Below are 17,006 nucleotides of genomic sequence, written 5' to 3'. Positions count from 1 at the left end.
AGGGGCCTTCGGCCGTCCAACGTTCGCCATACCCCATTCTATAATTACGAAGCGAATTTCAGACGCAGGACACTAGATGGAGTATTCCGGAGCGGCCCAGACCACAACTTCAGGGTGCTCGTAGAACCGGTAGCCCTGGCCGCGGACGGTGCGCACGGTGTTGGCGAGGCGGCCCAGCTTGGAGCGGAGGCGGCGGATGTGGACGTCGATGGTCCGCTCGTTGGGAACCTCTTCGGCGTTGCGCCACAGGCCCTCGAGGAGTTCGTCGCGGCCCACGGTGCGGGTGCCGTTCTCCACGAGGTAGTTGAGGAGCTCGAACTCCTTGAACGTGAGGTTCAGGGATTCGCCGTCGAGGTGGACCTCGCGGCGGGCCAGGTCGATGAGGACGCCGGACGGACGGGGATCCTGCGGCTGCGGCAGCCGGGTGGTTTCGGTGCGCTGGCGGGAGTTGACGGTGGGGTCACCGAAGGTGGACCGCACGACGTCGAGCGCGGAACCCGGGGCGCTGGCAGGGGCAACCGCCACCGCGGCGTAGCTCTCCGCGCCGGAGACGAGGGACTGGGCGTAGGCGCGGATTTCCTGGGCAAGCTTGGCAATTGAGGTGCCGGCTGCTGCGGCGGTTTCCTCATCGATTCCCATGTAGAGCACAAATCCACGGGCAACATTTTCGTTGGCGACGGGGCGGACGGCGCTGCCGTTGGCCGGGGCGATCACCGGGGTGGGCGCCGTCTGGGGAGCGGACTCGGCGGCGGGAACAGCGCGGAGCTGGCCGTACGAGTTCGGGTTGTAGCCCTGCGGCGCATAGCCGGGGGCCGGGAAGCTGTTGCCGGGGGCTGCCGGGGCGAACGCCGGACGGGCACCGAAGCCCTGGCGGAGGCCGGAAGGCTGGCCGCCCTTGTTGGCGTTTCGGACGGAGATGTGGACGTATCCAGATGCAACTGACATGGAATGCTTACCTCAATGTGAATGGCCGTCATCGCGGCTCGAATGCTGGCTTTCCCCGCAATGAGATCTGGGGAGGGGCGCCCGACGCTGGGCTAGGGGCGAATGCCTAAAAACTTCTCGGGGTGGGAAAGTTAGGCGTGCATTCGACAACAGCGCATGTCTTCGCCAGCGGGTGGGCTGGTCCAGGATTCTGCGGCTGCAGGTGCTGTTGAGTTCTTGTTCACAATTGAAGTGTGCAACGTAACAATGAAAACTTGCAAGTAACAATGGACGGAATCGTCCGCATCGTGAGACAAAAGCCCACATTGTGGCCCAAATCACGATTCTGAAATGCCAATAAAATAACAGGTGTTTTTCAGAACGATCGATCAGAATTCCCGAAATTCCGAATTTTCTTCTTCAAAACGAACCTTTTCGGCACAAAAATTCAGCCCGTACCGTATTGCTGAAATACCAACGCTCCCTTGTGGCACATGTCCAGCCCCTGGCCGGGCCCAGCAGAAAAATTCCTGCCCGCGCAGCATGCCAGGTCAGTTTGACTGCCCGGCGAGCGTCGCGGCCACCAGCTGGACGGACTCCGCCGGGAAGCTGTCACCATCCTTTGCGGCAACTATCCTTACCATGGCGCCGGACACGATATCGGCCACGGTCAGTGTGCTGGCGGACGTCCCGCCAGCCTGTTGACGCCGTTGTTGCTGATTGCTCACCGCCACGTCCGAATCCAGTGAATAGGTGCGGCTGAACCCGTCGGTGCTCTTGACAGTCACGGCGCCGGAACTGATCTCCGTGACCGTCCCCTGCTGTTCAACTTTGGTGACGTAGGCGCCGTCCTGGAGGATGACGTACTCGGAGTGGACGGCGGCAGATACTCCGCTGCCCATTCCACCGAGGCCTTCCGGGGCGAAGTTTCCGGGACCGCCGCCCTGGGCCGGCATCCCGCCGTCGGCAAACCCGCCCTGCGCCCCGCCACGGGCGCCCGGCAGCGTTTCCTGCAGTGCGCCTGCGTCGGCCGTGCCGTCGGCGGCGTCGGCCGACGCGGAACTGGTCGTCAAGGCATAGATTCCCACGCCGGCCCCGCCCGCAAGGACAGCCGCCGCTCCGGCCACTACCACCCCGCGCTTCATGGTCCACGGTTTCGAAGTGCCGTCCGGGGCAGGCCAGCCGCCGGGCTGTCTGGGCGAGCCCCATCCGGCCGCCGGCGGGAAACCGGAGCCAGCGGCCGACGACGGCGTTCCCCACCCACCGCCCTGCCCGCCACCCGCGGGGCTGCTGGCAAGGCCGCGCACAGCGCCGGCATCCTGAAGCGGCTTGCCTTCCGTTGTCCCGTCAGCATCGCTCTCCGGTACAGGCGTGGGGTGGTTGTTGTTCATGGCGTTCTCCTGGGGCAGGGGGCTTGGTCCACTCCAGACTCCGAAGGGTTCCTGTGCGGGGCCTGTGCGGGACAAGAGGTCAAGCTGTGACCTTTCCAATGCCCCTTTCCGCCTCGCGAAGGCGGCCGATCCGCACCGGTCGGCCAGACAAGGGCCCGTCCGCGCGTTCAGCTCGCTAGGCTGGGATTCACAGCTGGCACACAGGATCCCCATAGCGCCGGCTCAACCGCAGATCGGAGAGTTGTCCCATGGCCACTTCGCACTCCATGACTAACAACCTTCCCCAGCTCACCCACCCGGACGGCTCCCCCATCCGGGCTTTGGTGGTGGACGACGAACCCAGCCTCTCCGAGCTTATGAGCATGGGCCTGCGGATGGCAGGCTGGTCCGTAGCCGTCGCGGGAGACGGTCCCGAAGCCGTGAAGCTGGCCAAGGAGTTCCGCCCGGATGTCCTGGTGCTGGACGTGATGCTCCCGGGGTTCGACGGCGTCGAGCTGCTCACCAGGATCCGCGCCTTCGCGCCGGAGGTGCCTGCGCTCTTCCTGACGGCGAAGGATGCCGTCCAGGACCGCATCCTCGGCCTGGCCGCCGGCGGCGACGATTACGTCACCAAGCCCTTCAGTATGGAAGAGGTGCTCCTCCGCCTGCACCGGCTGGTCCAGCGCTCCGGGGTGGCCGCCATGGACACCGCCGAACTGGTGGTGGGCGACCTCGTCCTCAACATCGACACTCGTGAAGTGACCCGCGCCGGCGAGGAACTGCAGCTGACGGCCACGCAGTTTGAACTCCTCCGTTACCTCATGGAAAACCCCAAGCGCGTGGTCAGCAAGGCCCAGATCCTGGACCGTGTGTGGGACTACGACTTCGGCGGCCAGGCCAATATCGTGGAGCTCTACATTTCCTACCTGCGCAAGAAGGTGGATGCCACGCACCCGCCCATGATCCACACCGTCCGCGGCGCAGGCTACGTCATCAAACCGGCGGATTGAGGTGCCCACGCTTTCCGGCGAGATCCGCAAGGACCGCCGCCGCTGGCTCGATCCGTCCACGTGGCACCTCCGCACCCGGCTGGTGCTGGTGGCCATGGCGTTGCTGGTGGCCATCTGCGGCGCCATTGGCCTGTTCAGCTACGCGTCCATGGATTCCTTCCTGACCAAGCAGCTCGACGATCGCTTAAGCCAGGCCTCAAGGCTCTCCAACGAAGCGGGCAGGCCACGGCTCGGCAACCCGGCCGGCAGGCCCGACCCGCTGGAGGGCAAGGGCCAAGGAATCGGAACCCTCATTGCCCGGATCGACAACGGAAATGTCAGCACCGCCGGGTTCCTGGCCAACGACGCCACGACCGCATCGCTCTCGGCCGAGGACGACCAGGTCCTGTTGGCCCTCCGGCACGACGCAAGCCCGGTTGACCGGACACTGTCCACCGGCTCCTACCGCCTGGTTGCCGTGGAAGCGCAGTACGGGGACGTGATTGTCACCGGGCTCCCCCTCGATGAAAAGCAAAACACGCTCAACTCTCTGGTGTGGACCATGGTGATCGTGTCGATGGGAGGGCTGGTCCTGATCGGCCTGGCCGGAACGGTCCTCATCCGCCGCACCATGAAACCGCTCGAGCAGCTGTCTGAGGTGGCCACGCAGGTTTCGAACATGCCGCTCGACGCCGGCGAAGTGGCACTGGCGGTCCGGGTACCGCCGTCGAACGCGCACCCCGGAACTGAAGTGGGCAGCGTTGGCCACGCCCTCAACCTCATGCTGGACAACGTGTCCAAGGCACTCGAGGCCCGGCAGCAGAGTGAGACGAAGGTGCGCCAGTTCGTGGCGGACGCTTCGCACGAGCTACGCACGCCGCTCACTGCCATCCGCGGCTACACAGAACTGATGCGGATGACCGAGGACTTCACGCCTGACGGCAAGAAATCGCTCGCCAGGGTACAGAGCCAGTCGGAACGGATGACCACCCTGGTGGAGGATCTCCTGCTGCTGGCACGGTTGGACGAAGGCCAGCCGCTCAAGATCAGCGACGTGGACCTGACGCAACTGGTGGTGGAAACCGTCAGCGACGAGAAGGTCATGGCGCCGGACCGCGTCTGGCAGCTTGAACTGCCGGACGAGCCCGTTGTGGTCCGCGGCGACGCCAAGCAGCTGCACCAGGTGCTGGCCAATCTCCTCTCCAATGCCCGCAAGCACACGGACCCCGGAACCACCGTGGTCACCGGCGTGATGCGGTCCGCCGACGGCAGTGCCGTGGTGACCGTGACGGACAACGGTGCGGGGATACCGCCGGAGTTCGTCGACCGGGTCTTTGCCCGCTTTGCCAGGGCGGACGCCGCCCGCACCAGTCCGGCCCGCTCCGCTTCAGGTGCGGGCGCCGGCGGCGCAGCCGCGTCCGAAGGAACCAGCGGACTGGGCCTGTCGATCGTGCAGTCCATCGTGGAAGCGCACGGCGGAACCGTCGAGGTAAATTCCCGCCCGGGCCGCACCGAGTTCGCCCTCCGCCTGCCCTGCGAGCCGCCGGCAGCCTAACTCCGGTTCCAGAGCGGCGAGCCAGCCGTTCCGGCGCAAGTCAACGCGCCGCCGTCGTGATCCTCGTTACCGAAATGTGACTTAAGCGCGATACTCCTGTACCGTTTTTAGAGTGCGGCCACCGTTCTAGCCGCATATCCGGATGGACGCCAAACTCTGCCGCTACCCGGATTTCCTCATGATTAGGCAGAGGCGGGGGACCCAGGTCTCCGGGCATCTTGCACAGCCGCCCTCGGGGTGAAGCCGACACGTGAAGTTCCGTGCGGCCGGATGACCTCATCCGAACCCGACAGCTAACTCCGCCGGCATCGAGAGGCAACCATGACTAAATCCACGCTAGAAGTACGTCCGGAGCGCGCTTCCGACGAGTCCAAGACGCCTGCGGAACGTTCGCGCCACCGCGCCGAGCCAGCCACCACCGCATCCCCATTGGCCCGGCTTGCTGCCGGACTGCAGGGTTCCGGCCGCCGCGCCGCTGTAGTAGCCACGGCCTGCGCCGTCCTGATCGGAGTCGGCGCCGCCGGCCAGGCTTCAGAACCTGCAGCCCCGGCTACGTCTGCAACCGGCGAAGCCAGCGCCGCAACCGCAAACGCCGAGTCGAAGCTCGCGTTCGAAAAGATCCTGGTATCGGCCATGCCCGCCCCGGCGTCCGTCAGCCTGGCAGCTCAGTCGTCCGACGTGCAGCCGGCACCGGAGGAGAAGTCCGCACCGGAAGCACCGGCACCCGCGCCTGCACCCGCACCTGCTGCGGCCCCGGCACCGGCTCCTGCCCCGGCACCGCCAGTAGCCGTGGACGACCCCGCAGCTGCCCAGGCGTACGCCGCCTCGCAGCTCGGTACCTACGGCTGGGCGGCCGACCAGATGCAGTGCCTGACCACCCTGTGGACCAAGGAATCCGACTGGAAGACCACAGCCACGAACGCCAGCAGTGGCGCGTACGGCATTGTCCAGTCCCTGCCGGCCGAAAAGATGGCCAGCGCCGGATCCGACTACCTGACCAACTTCCGTACCCAGATCAATTGGGGCTTGAACTACGTGAAGGAACGGTACGGTTCCCCCTGTGGCGCCCTGAACTTCCACTACGCCAACAACTGGTACTAAGCCGGCGCACCCTCGCCGGACTTGGTCCGCATGAGCCGAAGGCCCCGAATCCACGCGATTCGGGGCCTTCGGCTGTTTTGCGGGATTTGGCTCCCCCCGTTCCCGGGGCCACAAGGTTTTCACAAGGTTGTGGAGTGACTCTGGGTCGCCGCCGCTTTCCATCGTCTTCCAAGCGGCGGCCGGCCCCCGGGCCGTCGTCAAGATGCAGGGAGCACAACAATGAAAAAATGGTTAGTTCCGACGGCCGTCCTGGCCTCAATCTTCGCGGCTGCCGCGCCGGCCGTTGCTGCCCCTTCCGGCCCGCCGATCACTGTGGACGGACCCGCTTCATTCATGAACTGTGGTTTTCTCGTCACCGGTGAAGTCACCGGTAAGGCCAAAAACATCACGACTCCCTCAGGGGACATCATCAGCACTTCTCCCGGGCTGAAGATCACCCTGACGGGGCCAAACGGAAAGCCCCTGAAATTGGTCATCACCGGAGTCCTCTTCTTTTCGTTCCCCAGCGAGAATGTGGTCGAAGTGAGAGCGACCGGCAATAACCTCCTCCAACTCCCCTCCCCTGACGGGCTCGTCCTCACGCGGGGGAATGTCAACTTCTCCGTGGACTCCGACGGCAACGAATTGCGGAGATTCTCCGGGGCCGGCACGGCAACGAACATCTGCTCGCTGTTGGGGCCCTGACGCACCATCCGCGGCGGCGGTGCGTCCACCAATGACGGTGGGCGCACCGCCGCCGTCTCCTTGCCCGTTTCCAGACAACGGCAAAATCCCACAGGAGCTGCACAGCTTTGGCCTAAATCCTTCATATCCGCCGGTCGCATAGTGGAACCATGACGCTCACTGACCAGGCCGCGGGATCCATACTCCAACCGCAATCGCAGCCGCGGGCCGTCGTCGATCTTCCGTCCGGCAGCGTTTCGCCGCCCGCAACGGGGCAGACCCGCCGCGCACCCATCGACGCCAGAACCCCGGGGGATGCAGGAACTGCCCTCCCCGTTCTTGATGTGGTCATCCCTGTCTACAACGAGGAGCGGGACCTGGAGCGATCCCTGCGGCACCTGCACGCTTATCTGCTCGGCAGCTTCCCGCACGCGTTCCGGATTACCGTGGCCGACAACGCCAGCACCGACGGCACGCTCAAAGCAGCTGAACGCATAGCCCGTGAGCTCCGCGAAGTCACCGTGGTCCGGCTGCCCGCGAAGGGGCGCGGCAACGCCCTTCGCAGCGTTTGGCTGGCGTCGCCGTCACCCGTTCTTGCCTACATGGACGTGAGTCTTTCCACGGACCTCGCTGCGCTGGCGCCGTTGGTGGCGCCTCTCATGTCCGGGCACTCCGATCTGGCCATCGGAACCCGGCTGGCGCGCGGTTCCCAGGTGGTCCGCAGCCCCTGGCGCGAGTTCATTTCACGCGGATACAACCTCCTGCTGCACACGCTGATGGGTGCACATTTCAGCGATGCGCAGTGCGGGTTCAAGGCAATTCGCGCAGACGTGGCCCGCCGCCTTCTTCCGCACACCGCGGACAACGAGTGGTTTTTCGACACCGAGCTGCTGATCATGGCGGAAAGATGCAGACTCCGCGTGCACGAGGTACCGGTTGACTGGACGAGCGGTGCCGACGCGGGCGTGGACCTGGTGCAAACGGCCATCGCAGACCTCCGCGGCATGGGCCGCCTGACCCGCGACCTTGCGACGGGCCGCATTCCGGTACGGGAGCTTCGCGCCGATCTCGCCCGGGTTTAGGTCCCTTTACTGCGACGGCTACGCTTCCCTGAGCCACGCCATGGCTGCCTTGGGGCAGGTGAAATAGCGCGTTGGGGCGGCAGGAGCGTTAATGCTGAGGAAGAAATTGGCCATGGCCCGGTCCACCGGGGACGATCCGAGGAGCGCCACCCTTGCCACGGTGCTGGGACTGGCAAAGACCCGCCGGGCCCCGCGGCTCATGGACGCCGTCGCGGCCATATCCACCAGCATCGGAAATGACCGGCCGCCGCTCAGGTCGTTGACAGCCGCCATGACAGCCAGGGCAGCTTCCTCGCAAATAGCCAGGCCTGGAATCCATTGCACATGCAAAACTCCGGTGCGCAGCTGAACGATACCTCTATTGCCGGCAATCGGGATTTCGGTCATCCTATCCCCCCAAGATAGTTTCAGACGTCCCTCCCGAGACTACTGGACCGAAAACCGGTTTGGGGTCAGAACCGGAAGGAAATCCTCCTGGCACCGGAATCGTCCACGTCCGTGGTCACGGACACGCCGGAGTAGTCCGCAAGGTGCAGAACGCCGTCCGGCAGGGGGCCGGTGTTGGGCCCGATGGCAACGGTCCGGATCCCGGCGGCCAGCCCGGCCGCAATGCCAGCTGGGGCATCCTCAAAGACCAGCGCGTCGGCCGGGTCCACCCCGAGCAGTTCGGCGGCCCGGAGGTAGCCTTCCGGGTGCGGCTTGCCCCGGGTGACAAGGTCGGCCGTGACGGCGGTGGCCGGCATGGCCAGCCCGGCTGCGCCCATCCGGATATCGGCAAGGATCCGGTCGGCGGAAGTCACCAGCGCCACGGCATCCGCCGGGAGGCTGCGCAGAAGTTCAGCGGCCCCGGGCAAGGCGACAATGCCTTCCGTCCGGACCCGCTCCATGGCGCCCAGTTCCTCGGTCAGTGCCACCACGTCGGTGCCGGCGGGAGCAAACCGGCGCACCGTGTCCCCTGCCTGCACGCCGTGCGAGGTGCGGAGGATCTCGGCGATGTCCAGTCCGTAACGGGCCGCAAACTCGCCCCATACCTGCTCCACAATCGCCGTGGAATCAACCAGGGTGCCGTCCATGTCGAAAAGTACGGCTCTGGCAGAAACAGTGGAGACCGACGACGCGGCGATGGGCGATACGGCGGCGTCTGGGTGGAAGCTCATGCGTCCATCCTGCCCCACGCCGGGGCGGCGAAGGATTTTGTGACTTAGCCGTTCGGCCTTTGGGGGAGGTACTGCACCGCCCACTTGTTGCCGTCCGGGTCCGCGAAGTACACGAAGTGGCCCCAGTCCTGGACGTCGATGTCGCTGACGTCGACGCCATTGTCCTTGAGCTGCTTGTGCGCGGCCTGAATGTCACTGACCACGACCTGCAGGCTCGGGGCGCTGCCGGGAGGGGCATCGTTCAGGCCCTCGCCAATGGCGATGGAACAGGCCGATCCCGGCGGGGTCAGCTGGACGAAGCGGATGCCTTCCGTGGGCCGCTCGTCGTAGTCAGCATTGAAGCCCACCTTGTTGACGTAAAAATCCTTGGCCCGGTCCACGTCGGACACAGGGACAAACACCAGTTCAAGTTTCCAGTCCATGGGCCACAGGCTAGCTGCGGCCGCCGAAAACCGGAAGGGGGCAATCGCTTCGCGAGAACGTGGGTGCGGGCCGGGGGCTGCGTTTCGGAACGCCGCCCCCGGCCCGCACCCACGAAGTGAAGAACCAGCTCTGCCGTTAGCCGGCGATGCCGTAGAGGCGGTCGCCTGCGTCCCCGAGTCCGGGCACGATGTAGGACTTCTCGTTTAGTTTCTCGTCAATGGATGCCAGCACGATGGTCACGTTCGCGTCCGCGAGTTCTTCCTCCAGCTTGGCCAGGCCCTCCGGCGCTGCCAGCAGGCAGATGCACGTGACGTCCGAGGCGCCGCGCTTGAAGAGGAACTTGATGGCTTCGCGCAATGTACCGCCAGTGGCGAGCATGGGGTCCAGGACAAAGATCTGCCGGTCCGTCAGGTTCTCCGGCAGGCGCTCCGCATACGTGATGATGTCCAGGGTTTCCTCGTCACGGGCCATGCCCAGGAAACCGACCTCGGCCGTGGGCACAAGCTTGGTCATGCCCTCGAGCATGCCGAGGCCGGCGCGGAGGATGGGGACCACCAGGGGCGTGGGCTTGGTGAACGCGGTGCCGACGGTGGTGCTGACGGGCGTTTCGATGGTCACGGGCTCGGTGCGGACGTCCCGGGTTGCCTCATAGGCGAGAAGGGTGACGAGTTCCTCGGTGAGCTGCCGGAAGACCGGAGAAGGGGTGTTCTTGTCCCGCAGAACGGTGAGCTTGTGAGCGACCAGCGGGTGGTCCACGACGAGTGTGCGCATGCGTCAAAACTATCACCCGGAGGTGGTGTCCCGGCCCCGCGATCCACGGGGCTCCTCCGGATGGCCCTCGCCCCGGTGGGCGCTGCGGTGGGCGCCAAGTTCCTCCCGAAGCACCGGGTGGTCGAACGTCGGGGCGGGCCCGGCATGCTCGCGGTGCCGCATCACGTGGAAGAGCCTGTGGGCTAGGATCACGATTCCCACCCAGGCGAGGCCCAGGAGCCACCCGGCGATGACGTCGGTCAGCCAGTGATGGCCGAGGAATACCCGGCTCAGACCCATGGCAATGATGAAGATCGAACCAGCCGTGATGATGGACACCCGCGCCACGGTCCGCTGGATCTGCAGGCAGGCCAGATAGACCACCAGTCCGATCACGACAGTGGTGTTGAGTGTGTGCCCGCTGGGGAACGAGGGCGAGGATTCATAGGGCGGAACAGCGTCTGCATGGTCCGGCCGGGTGCGGCCAAAGAGTTTCTTGCCAAAGGTGGTCGCGGAGACCGAAACAGCGGCGGCGCCGCCCACCAGGATGAGGGGCCGCCAGGTGCGCCCCGCCCACGTCAGCCACGCAGTCAGGATGCTGCCGACGATCGGCATCCCGATCCCGCCGCCGATATTGGTGAAGGCCGTGACGGCGGAATTGAGCCAAGGGGTCCGGAGGTCCTCAGAGAGCGCCAGCGCAGGCTTGTCCAGGTTGGCCAGGCCAGCGTCGTCCACCACGTTGTCGTAAACTTCGGCGCCCATCACTGCCAGCGCCACCACGATCACGCCGCCAATCAGCATGGTGATCCAGAGGGCTGCGTACGGCACAACCCACCGCCCCCACCGGTCGGTAATGCGGTCAGTCAAGGTTTTCACTGCGTCTCCCGAGCTTATCCGTCGTCTGCGCCTGCCGTATCTTCGAAACTATCATTGAGCCATGACTTCCCCGGAGCCGCGCCATGCCCAATGGATGGGCCTTGCCCTCGCCGAGGCACGGCGCGCGCTGGGCACCGAAGACGTGCCCATCGGCGCCGTCGTGATCGGTCCTGACGGCGAAGTCCTGGGTACAGGGAGGAACGAACGGGAGGCGCACGGTGATCCCACCGCGCACGCCGAGATGGTGGCTATCCGCGAGGCAGCCGCCCGGCTCCAGTCGCTGGGACAGGCAACCGGCGGCGGAGGCGACGGCTGGCGGCTGGCGGACTGCACCCTCGTAGTGACCCTGGAGCCCTGTGCCATGTGCGCCGGCGCGATCGTCCTGGCCCGGATTCCACGGGTGGTGTTCGGGGCATGGGACGAGAAGGCAGGGGCTGCGGGATCCGTGTTCGACATCCTTCGCGAACGCCGCCTCAATCACTGGGTTGAGGTCTACGCCGGAGTCCGCGAGCAGGAGTGCGCCACCCTGCTCCGGGATTTCTTCGCCGGACACCGGCAGGTCAGCTAGCCGGCATTTGCCGCGTCCAGGGCGTCAATCCGCTCCTGCCGCGACGCCGGCGAGTCGAGGCTGAAGGCACGGAAATCACCCAGGTCCGCGCGGATCCAGGACTCCACGTCCTCGATCCGCTGCAGCACGCCGGGCGTGGGGCCGGCGAACAGCCAGTGGGCGATCCGCTGCCCCGCGGGATCGTACTGCCAGAGCCCAATGATCCGGCCGCGGTCCAGGATCGGGTGGTCCGGCAGGTCTGCCTGCTGCGCCAGGGTTGCGCCGAGCAGTTCCGCATCCCCGTCGCCGCCCGCGAACAATTCCCCGGCGTTCCGCCGCTGCATGACGAGCGAGTCCGTCCCGGCGAGGAGCTGGATTTGTTCCTCCGCCGGGACCTCGAAAGCGGCGAGGCGCTCGACGTCGTCGGGCAGCATCCACAGCGCTTCGCCCCTGGCGGCAGGGTGGACGGCGGGCAGCTCCACTGCGCCAACGGCGGCCAGCGCCGCTTTGCTCTGGGCGACCGTGAACCCGGAGAACCACTGCGACTGCTTGAGCGTGGCGCCGCCGGTCCAGCCCAGGTACTTGCGAATCAGCTCAGTGCGGGCGGAATCGATGTCCAACGGGCTGGGCGGCAGGTCCCAGAGAGTGTAGGCGTAGCGCTGCTGGTCGAGGCGTCCGTTGGCGGGGACGCGGCGGATCCGGCCGTCGCGCTGGAGCAGGCCAAGGGCGGTGGGGAGGGTGGTGGATACACCCTGCCTCTTCCCTTCCTCGCCCAGGCTCCGTACGGAATCACCCAGTTCGTCCTTGAGCTGCTTGGGATCCAGCGGACGGCCAGCGTCTGCCAGGGCATGCAGCACCTGCTCCTCGAGCAGCATGAGTTCAGCGCGGTCCACCCCCAGCCTGCCAAGCACTTTGAACACCTCGGCGGACACCTTGCCCAGCTGCAACGCCCAGGCGAAGTCCTCGGAGCCCAGGATGTAAGTGCACCCGCGTGCGCTGGGGAGTTCGGAGATCCGCAGCGCCAGGACGTCAGCATCAACCTGTTCGCGGCGGATTCCGGCACGGGCGAACAACGTGAGGTAGGGGTTGGCGCCGCCCAGGGAACGTGCCCAGCCGGCCCTGGCCAGCACCCCTGCAGGGCTCTCGCCGGCGAGGCTGCCGTCGAGTCCTTGCCGGTGCCAGGCCCAGGCGCGGAGGCGTTCCGCGGTGAGCGTCCGTGCAGGCGGAGTCTCGACAGTGAGCGGCTCGCTGGTCATAGCGGCCATTGTCCATCAGCCGGTGCGTCAACGGAATGAGGAGGGACCATTCAATTTCCGGGTGCCTTTGAGGCAATGGCGTCCAGCACGATCCTGGCCGTGACGTCCCAGCCCGGCAGCCGTGTCCGCGCAGCCAGCGCCGCGTCATGCCAGCGGGAGCGAAGCCCGGGATTCGTCAGCCAGGTGCGCAGGGCAGATTCCAGCGGGGCGGGGTCCGTGCCGAGCACGACGGCGGCGCCCGGCAGGGCGGGCGGGCCGCCGGCGTCGGGAGCTTCCGATCCGGCGGGCGACCCCGCCGCGAGCGCTTCGACAGCGCCGGTGCCGTCCCGGACCACTGCCGGGATCCCGCGGGCCAGGGATTCGGTGACCACCATCCCGTACGCTTCCGCCTGTGAAATGAGCAGGCTGAGATCCGCCCGGTCCCACTCCGCGTCGAGAGTCTGCCCGCTGAGCTCCCCACGGACAGAGACCCGGTCCGTGAGCCCCAGCCTGATGATGGCGCCCCTGACAGCCTCCGCATAGGTGGGATCGGCCGAATCGGATCCCACCAGGGACGCGGTCCAGGGCAGGTCCCTGATCCCGGCGAGCGCCTCCAGGAGCAGGAGCTGGTCCTTGTTCGGGAGCAGGGCTGCAACGGCTACCAGGTGAAGCGGGTCAGATCCGGAGGCAAGCGCAGCCGCGGACGTGCCGGGCAGCGCTACCAGGACGCCCTCCAGGCCGCGCGCCGCGAGCGTGGTTGCCGCCGTGGAACTCGTGCAGATCACCCCGGTTGCGGAGCGAAGGGCTCGTGCCTCCCTCCTTAGCGAAGCGGCCAATGAGGTATCAGGCAACGGCATGTGCACCAGGATCCAGGTCTGCTGCCCTGCCTTTGCCGCGAACTCCAGTTCGTCGGCGGCACCTACGGCTATTAGTCCGTCCACTACGACTGGCCCGGGACGGTCCCCCGGTCCCCATGCCCCGAGCAGGCTCCCCAGACGGCGTCGTTCATGCGCACTGGCATCGGGCCAGGCGCCTTCAACCGCGGTGACCTCCACGTCCTCCCCGAGTGCCTTCAGGCCGTCAACCAGGTGCGCGTTGTAGACGTTGCCGCCGGAGCTGTGGCGGATATTGCCGGGGACAAGCAGCCGGACGCGGCGCACGGTCAGGCGTCGAAGTCGAGGGAGAACGACGCCCAGGCATCCGGGTTCTCGCGCAGGGTGACGGCCAGGCCGGCCAGTTCCCGCCCGTCCCCGCCGCCACGGACTTTGGCTGCGACGGCCTCGGCAATGTACTGCGCCAGCGCCTCGGTGGTGCTCAGCTTCCCGGCAAAGTCAGGGTGCTCGTCCAGGTTCTTGTAGTTGAGGCCGGCCAGCACTTCTTCAATGAGCCCGCCGGCCGCACCGATGTCCAGGACGATTGAGTCGTCGTTCAGCGCCCGACGGCGGAAGGTCACCTCCGCCACGAAGGTGGCACCGTGCAGGCCCTGGGCGGGTCCGAAGACCGCGCGGGGAAGGCTGTGGGCAATCATGAAGTGGCGGTGGACGGTCAGGCTGAACAAGGGCTACCTCGTGTCTTTGTGGGGATGTTCGGCAGGGTTTTCGGCCGGGTATTCGATGACGTGGCAGAGCGCGTCCAGGCGCCCGTCGGCCAGTTCGTGGACGACGGCGGGAAGTTCCGCAAAGGGGGACGTCCCCGTCAGGAACGTGTCGTAGACGGGATCGCTGAGCAGGGACACGGCGAGCGCGAGGCGGTCCGCGTTGGTACGTCGGTGGCGGCGGGGACGGGCCACCACGCCCACCTGGCTGGCGCGGATGGATAGCCGGCGGGCGTGGAAGTCCTCCCCCAGCGGGATGGTGACTTTGCGGTCGGCGTACCAGGACATCTCGATGACGTCCCCTTCGTCGCCCACCAGCTGCAGGCTCCGTTCGAGCCCTTCCTGGGATGCTGAACAGTGGATGACGATGTCGCAGTCGGCCAGGGCGTCGTCGGGGTGGCTGAATTCGACGCCGAGGGCGTCGGCGAAAGCGCGCTTCCCGGGATCGACGTCGATGAGCTGGAGCCGTTGCAGCGGGAACGTCCGCAGCAGCGTGGCCACCATGCCGCCCACCAGGCCGGCACCAACGACGGCGACACGGTCGCCCAGGCGAGGTCCGGCTTCCCAGAGGGCGTTGACGGCGGTTTCCACAGTTCCGGTGAGCACGGCGCGGCGGGCCGGAACATTCTCCGGGACCACGGTCAGGGACTCGACTGGAACAACGTAGCGGTCCTGGTGCGGGTGCAGGCAGAACACCGTGCGGCCCACCCATTCGTCGGGGCCGGCTTCCACGATTCCCACGGAGAGGTAGCCGAACTTCACCGGCGAGGGGAAGGAGCCCTCCTGAAGCGGCGCCCGCATGTTTTCGGCGACCCGTGGCGGCACGTGGCCGCAGTGGACCACCGTTTCGGTGCCTTTGCTGATTCCCGAATACAGGGCACGGACAAGGGCCTCACCGGGGCCCGGCGCGGGCAGGTCCTCAGTGCGGAGCTCGCCTTTTTCGTGGCCGACGGTCCAATAGGCGCGGGCCTGGGAACCGGCTTGTGAGTGCTGCTGGGAGTTGATCATCTTGCTTACGAATCTAGTCCCCGGCGCGGGCGCGGGGAAGACGTTGGCTGCCCGGCGCGCCCTCGTTTTGGGGAAGGGCGCCTTGCTCCGGTAACCTATTCAGGTTGGTGACGTGTCCGAGCGGCCGAAGGTGCAACACTCGAAATGTTGTTTGGTGTCAAAGCCAACGTGGGTTCAAATCCCACCGTCACCGCCAAGTAGCAAGGCCCCGGGTTTTCTTCGATGAAAACCCGGGGCCTTTGCTTTGCCTCCTGGATTGCCCCCAGCAGATGCCTCCCGCCCGATGGCGACGGACAGGGAGGCTCGCCTAGTGGTGGGACCTGGCGCGGATGATCCCGGCGGATAGCCCCGCAGCGGCTAGCAGGGATCCAAGCATGATGGCTACGCCTGAGAAGTAGTCAGTGATCGTCATTTCGGTACACCTTCCATCTAGTGGTGTACCGAAGCTACCCATGCAAACGTCCGCCCGGCGCAGGATCGCCGAAAGATTTGCTCACAATTGGGACACGGAACAGGCGGCGCGCCCCGCCGCGGCCCCTTATGCGGCCGCTTGCTGCCGCGTCCGACCCTTGTGCTGCCGCCACCGTGCGGACACCATAGTGGGACACCTTTCGACGGCACCAGGGAGCGGGCTCAATGTTGCGAATGCTGATAATTGGTCCTCCGGGCTGCGGAAAAGGTACGCAGGCGGACCGCTTGTCCCGGCACCTCGGCATTCCCGGAGTGTCCACCGGTGATGTCTTCCGGGAACATGTGAAAAACCTGACGCCGCTTGGTCAAGAGGTCAAGGAGCACCTGGACGGCGGCGATCTGGTCCCCGACAGCCTGACAAACCGCATGGTGCGGGACCGCCTTGACCAGGACGACGTGCGGAACGGCTTCCTGCTGGACGGATATCCCCGCAATACGGCCCAGTTGGCTGAACTGGACACGATGCTTACCGCCGCCGGGCAGTCATTGGACGTCGCACTGCAATTGACGGCCGACGACGCCGAGCTGGTCCGCCGGGTCCTCCAACGCGCCACCGTTACCGGACGCAGTGACGATACCGAGGAAGTCATCCGGCACCGCCTGAAGCTGTACTACCGGGAGACCGAACCGGTGGCCGAGATGTACTCAGAACGCGGAATCCTCCTGAGCGTGGACGGCACGGGCACCGAAGACGAGGTTTTCAGCCAGTTGCTGGCGGCGCTCCGCACCTCGTTCCCCGCCGCCGTCGCCGATGCGGGCCCCGCTACCCCGGACTGAGCGGCGCCGGCCGTTACGGGGCGTCCGGCGGCTACGGAGCGTCCGGGCGCTGGTCCCCCTTGTGTCCGCGCAGGTTGTCCTGGACTTTGCCGAACAGATCCTTGATGGTGGACTCCGTATTCGTGAGCATGTCCGGCTGGACGTAGACAGTCTGCGTCGGGGGCAGGCTGTAATGGGACTGCAGGCCTCCCGCACCCTCAACGCCGTCGAGCGCGATGGTTACTCCGCCCTCTTTGCGCGCAATGGCCCCGATCCGGCCGAACACCAGCGTGAACTCGTCCGGCTGGAAACTGACCGTGTGCCCGATGTGCGTCCGGTTAAGCTCTCCCGCCGCAACGGCTTTCTCGTTGCCCGTACCTGCATAGTCCATGGTTGCCTCCTGGAGGTTGGCTGCGTATGCCAGCAGTCTAGTACTACAGTCGCGTTTATGGGGTGTGTCCGCGGGTTTTGTAATGACTATGTTGTGCGCGGTGTTGGTGTTTTC

19 protein-coding genes, 1 tRNA gene and 1 riboswitch are annotated in these 17,006 nt (G+C 66.2%); of the genes, 8 read left to right on the top strand and 12 right to left on the bottom strand.

The genetic code is table 11. The annotated features are described in order from the left end of the window. Window positions 1-72: 72 nt before the first annotated feature. The gene (locus tag PV761_RS23315) at window positions 73-945 is read right to left on the bottom strand and encodes a winged helix-turn-helix domain-containing protein (RefSeq protein ID WP_028271071.1); all 873 of its coding nucleotides are present in this window, start codon (window positions 943-945) and stop codon (window positions 73-75) included. Window positions 946-1,475: 530 nt separating this feature from the next. Further along, window positions 1,476-2,315 (bottom strand): hypothetical protein, encoded by an 840-nt coding sequence (locus PV761_RS23310; RefSeq protein ID WP_347899918.1) that lies wholly within the window; start codon window positions 2,313-2,315, stop codon window positions 1,476-1,478. 248 nt (window positions 2,316-2,563) lie between these two features. Here PV761_RS23310 and PV761_RS23305 point away from each other — a divergent pair, with 248 nt between their 5' ends. From PV761_RS23305 to PV761_RS23285, 5 genes are all read left to right on the top strand, one after another. Then, a complete protein-coding gene (locus tag PV761_RS23305; RefSeq protein ID WP_028271072.1) occupies window positions 2,564-3,304 on the top strand; it encodes a response regulator transcription factor in 741 nt (246 codons plus the stop codon). Window position 3,305: 1 nt separating this feature from the next. Next, window positions 3,306-4,838, top strand: a complete 1,533-nt coding sequence (locus tag PV761_RS23300; RefSeq protein ID WP_347899917.1) for a HAMP domain-containing sensor histidine kinase — start codon at window positions 3,306-3,308, stop codon at window positions 4,836-4,838. Between the two features lie 137 nt (window positions 4,839-4,975). Next, window positions 4,976-5,160: riboswitch (cyclic di-AMP (ydaO/yuaA leader) on the top strand. Further along, window positions 5,160-5,939, top strand: coding sequence for a hypothetical protein (locus tag PV761_RS23295; RefSeq protein ID WP_347899916.1), 780 nt, complete (start codon window positions 5,160-5,162; stop codon window positions 5,937-5,939). (Overlaps the previous riboswitch by 1 nt.) A gap of 219 nt (window positions 5,940-6,158) precedes the next feature. Next, complete coding sequence (locus PV761_RS23290) at window positions 6,159-6,623, top strand: hypothetical protein (protein ID WP_347899915.1); 465 nt, start codon at window positions 6,159-6,161, stop codon at window positions 6,621-6,623. A gap of 149 nt (window positions 6,624-6,772) precedes the next feature. Further along, entirely contained in the window at window positions 6,773-7,684 is a 912-nt protein-coding gene (locus tag PV761_RS23285; protein WP_347899914.1) for a dolichyl-phosphate beta-glucosyltransferase, read from the top strand. Window positions 7,685-7,702: 18 nt separating this feature from the next. Here the strand turns inward: PV761_RS23285 and PV761_RS23280 are convergent, their stop codons facing one another. From PV761_RS23280 to PV761_RS23260, 5 genes are all read right to left on the bottom strand, one after another. Continuing rightward, window positions 7,703-8,008: an STAS/SEC14 domain-containing protein gene (locus tag PV761_RS23280; RefSeq protein WP_231511233.1), complete on the bottom strand. Its 306-nt coding sequence runs from the start codon at window positions 8,006-8,008 to the stop codon at window positions 7,703-7,705. Window positions 8,009-8,136: 128 nt separating this feature from the next. Beyond that, window positions 8,137-8,841 carry an HAD-IA family hydrolase gene (locus PV761_RS23275; RefSeq protein ID WP_028271077.1) on the bottom strand — a complete coding sequence of 235 codons (705 nt, stop codon included), beginning with the start codon at window positions 8,839-8,841 and terminating at the stop codon, window positions 8,137-8,139. Between the two features lie 44 nt (window positions 8,842-8,885). Further along, the gene (locus PV761_RS23270) at window positions 8,886-9,263 is read right to left on the bottom strand and encodes a glyoxalase superfamily protein (protein ID WP_347899913.1); all 378 of its coding nucleotides are present in this window, start codon (window positions 9,261-9,263) and stop codon (window positions 8,886-8,888) included. Window positions 9,264-9,399: 136 nt separating this feature from the next. Beyond that, window positions 9,400-10,035: a uracil phosphoribosyltransferase gene (upp, locus tag PV761_RS23265; protein WP_028271079.1), complete on the bottom strand. Its 636-nt coding sequence runs from the start codon at window positions 10,033-10,035 to the stop codon at window positions 9,400-9,402. A 12-nt stretch (window positions 10,036-10,047) separates the two neighbouring features. Beyond that, the gene (locus PV761_RS23260; protein WP_347899919.1) at window positions 10,048-10,815 is read right to left on the bottom strand and encodes a phosphatase PAP2 family protein; all 768 of its coding nucleotides are present in this window, start codon (window positions 10,813-10,815) and stop codon (window positions 10,048-10,050) included. 136 nt (window positions 10,816-10,951) lie between these two features. On the opposite strand from PV761_RS23260, the gene tadA reads away from it, so the two are divergent. Then, window positions 10,952-11,458 carry a tRNA adenosine(34) deaminase TadA gene (gene tadA / locus PV761_RS23255; RefSeq protein ID WP_347899912.1) on the top strand — a complete coding sequence of 169 codons (507 nt, stop codon included), beginning with the start codon at window positions 10,952-10,954 and terminating at the stop codon, window positions 11,456-11,458. On the opposite strand, the gene PV761_RS23250 is transcribed toward tadA, so the two are convergent. Genes PV761_RS23250 through PV761_RS23235 form a run of 4 tightly spaced genes read right to left on the bottom strand, consistent with a single transcriptional unit; the run spans window position 11,455 to window position 15,274 of the window. Beyond that, on the bottom strand, window positions 11,455-12,693 hold the full coding sequence (locus PV761_RS23250) for a crosslink repair DNA glycosylase YcaQ family protein (protein WP_347899911.1): 1,239 nt from the start codon (window positions 12,691-12,693) through the stop codon (window positions 11,455-11,457). The genes tadA and PV761_RS23250 overlap by 4 nt on opposite strands. A 50-nt stretch (window positions 12,694-12,743) precedes the next feature. Continuing rightward, a complete protein-coding gene (locus PV761_RS23245; RefSeq protein ID WP_347899910.1) occupies window positions 12,744-13,832 on the bottom strand; it encodes a glycosyltransferase family 4 protein in 1,089 nt (362 codons plus the stop codon). Window positions 13,833-13,834: 2 nt separating this feature from the next. Then, window positions 13,835-14,230, bottom strand: a complete 396-nt coding sequence (locus PV761_RS23240; protein ID WP_347899909.1) for a 6-carboxytetrahydropterin synthase — start codon at window positions 14,228-14,230, stop codon at window positions 13,835-13,837. A 3-nt stretch (window positions 14,231-14,233) separates the two neighbouring features. Beyond that, window positions 14,234-15,274: a dehydrogenase gene (locus PV761_RS23235; protein ID WP_347899908.1), complete on the bottom strand. Its 1,041-nt coding sequence runs from the start codon at window positions 15,272-15,274 to the stop codon at window positions 14,234-14,236. Window positions 15,275-15,380: 106 nt separating this feature from the next. Between PV761_RS23235 and PV761_RS23230 the strand changes: the two genes are divergently transcribed. Beyond that, window positions 15,381-15,470: transfer RNA gene (locus tag PV761_RS23230), tRNA-Ser, on the top strand. A 440-nt stretch (window positions 15,471-15,910) separates the two neighbouring features. Next, window positions 15,911-16,522 (top strand): adenylate kinase, encoded by a 612-nt coding sequence (locus PV761_RS23225; RefSeq protein ID WP_347899907.1) that lies wholly within the window; start codon window positions 15,911-15,913, stop codon window positions 16,520-16,522. A gap of 31 nt (window positions 16,523-16,553) precedes the next feature. Here PV761_RS23225 and PV761_RS23220 read toward each other — a convergent pair whose 3' ends face one another. Continuing rightward, a complete protein-coding gene (locus PV761_RS23220; RefSeq protein WP_028271086.1) occupies window positions 16,554-16,892 on the bottom strand; it encodes a hypothetical protein in 339 nt (112 codons plus the stop codon). Between the last annotated feature and the right edge of the window lie 114 nt (window positions 16,893-17,006).

Origin of the sequence: Arthrobacter sp. CC3 (assembly GCF_039907775.1) — a bacterium.
Classification (GTDB): domain Bacteria; phylum Actinomycetota; class Actinomycetes; order Actinomycetales; family Micrococcaceae; genus Arthrobacter.
The sequence above is the reverse complement of the archived record's forward strand: the minus strand, read 5'-3'. Positions and strand labels throughout refer to the sequence as shown.

Bases quoted from the DNA above. Each gene is read 5' to 3' on its own strand.
- PV761_RS23315 (WP_028271071.1), bottom strand. From the start codon at position 945: ATGTCAGTTGCATCTGGATACGTCCACATCTCCGTCCGAAACGCCAAC.
- PV761_RS23310 (WP_347899918.1), bottom strand. From the start codon at position 2,315: ATGAACAACAACCACCCCACGCCTGTACCGGAGAGCGATGCTGACGGG.
- PV761_RS23305 (WP_028271072.1), top strand. From the start codon at position 2,564: ATGGCCACTTCGCACTCCATGACTAACAACCTTCCCCAGCTCACCCAC.
- PV761_RS23295 (WP_347899916.1), top strand. From the start codon at position 5,160: ATGACTAAATCCACGCTAGAAGTACGTCCGGAGCGCGCTTCCGACGAG.
- PV761_RS23290 (WP_347899915.1), top strand. From the start codon at position 6,159: ATGAAAAAATGGTTAGTTCCGACGGCCGTCCTGGCCTCAATCTTCGCG.
- PV761_RS23285 (WP_347899914.1), top strand. From the start codon at position 6,773: ATGACGCTCACTGACCAGGCCGCGGGATCCATACTCCAACCGCAATCG.
- PV761_RS23275 (WP_028271077.1), bottom strand. From the start codon at position 8,841: ATGAGCTTCCACCCAGACGCCGCCGTATCGCCCATCGCCGCGTCGTCG.
- PV761_RS23270 (WP_347899913.1), bottom strand. From the start codon at position 9,263: ATGGACTGGAAACTTGAACTGGTGTTTGTCCCTGTGTCCGACGTGGAC.
- upp (WP_028271079.1), bottom strand. From the start codon at position 10,035: ATGCGCACACTCGTCGTGGACCACCCGCTGGTCGCTCACAAGCTCACC.
- PV761_RS23260 (WP_347899919.1), bottom strand. From the start codon at position 10,815: ATGCTGATTGGCGGCGTGATCGTGGTGGCGCTGGCAGTGATGGGCGCC.
- tadA (WP_347899912.1), top strand. From the start codon at position 10,952: ATGACTTCCCCGGAGCCGCGCCATGCCCAATGGATGGGCCTTGCCCTC.
- PV761_RS23250 (WP_347899911.1), bottom strand. From the start codon at position 12,693: ATGACCAGCGAGCCGCTCACTGTCGAGACTCCGCCTGCACGGACGCTC.
- PV761_RS23235 (WP_347899908.1), bottom strand. From the start codon at position 15,274: ATGATCAACTCCCAGCAGCACTCACAAGCCGGTTCCCAGGCCCGCGCC.
- PV761_RS23225 (WP_347899907.1), top strand. From the start codon at position 15,911: ATGTTGCGAATGCTGATAATTGGTCCTCCGGGCTGCGGAAAAGGTACG.
- PV761_RS23220 (WP_028271086.1), bottom strand. From the start codon at position 16,892: ATGGACTATGCAGGTACGGGCAACGAGAAAGCCGTTGCGGCGGGAGAG.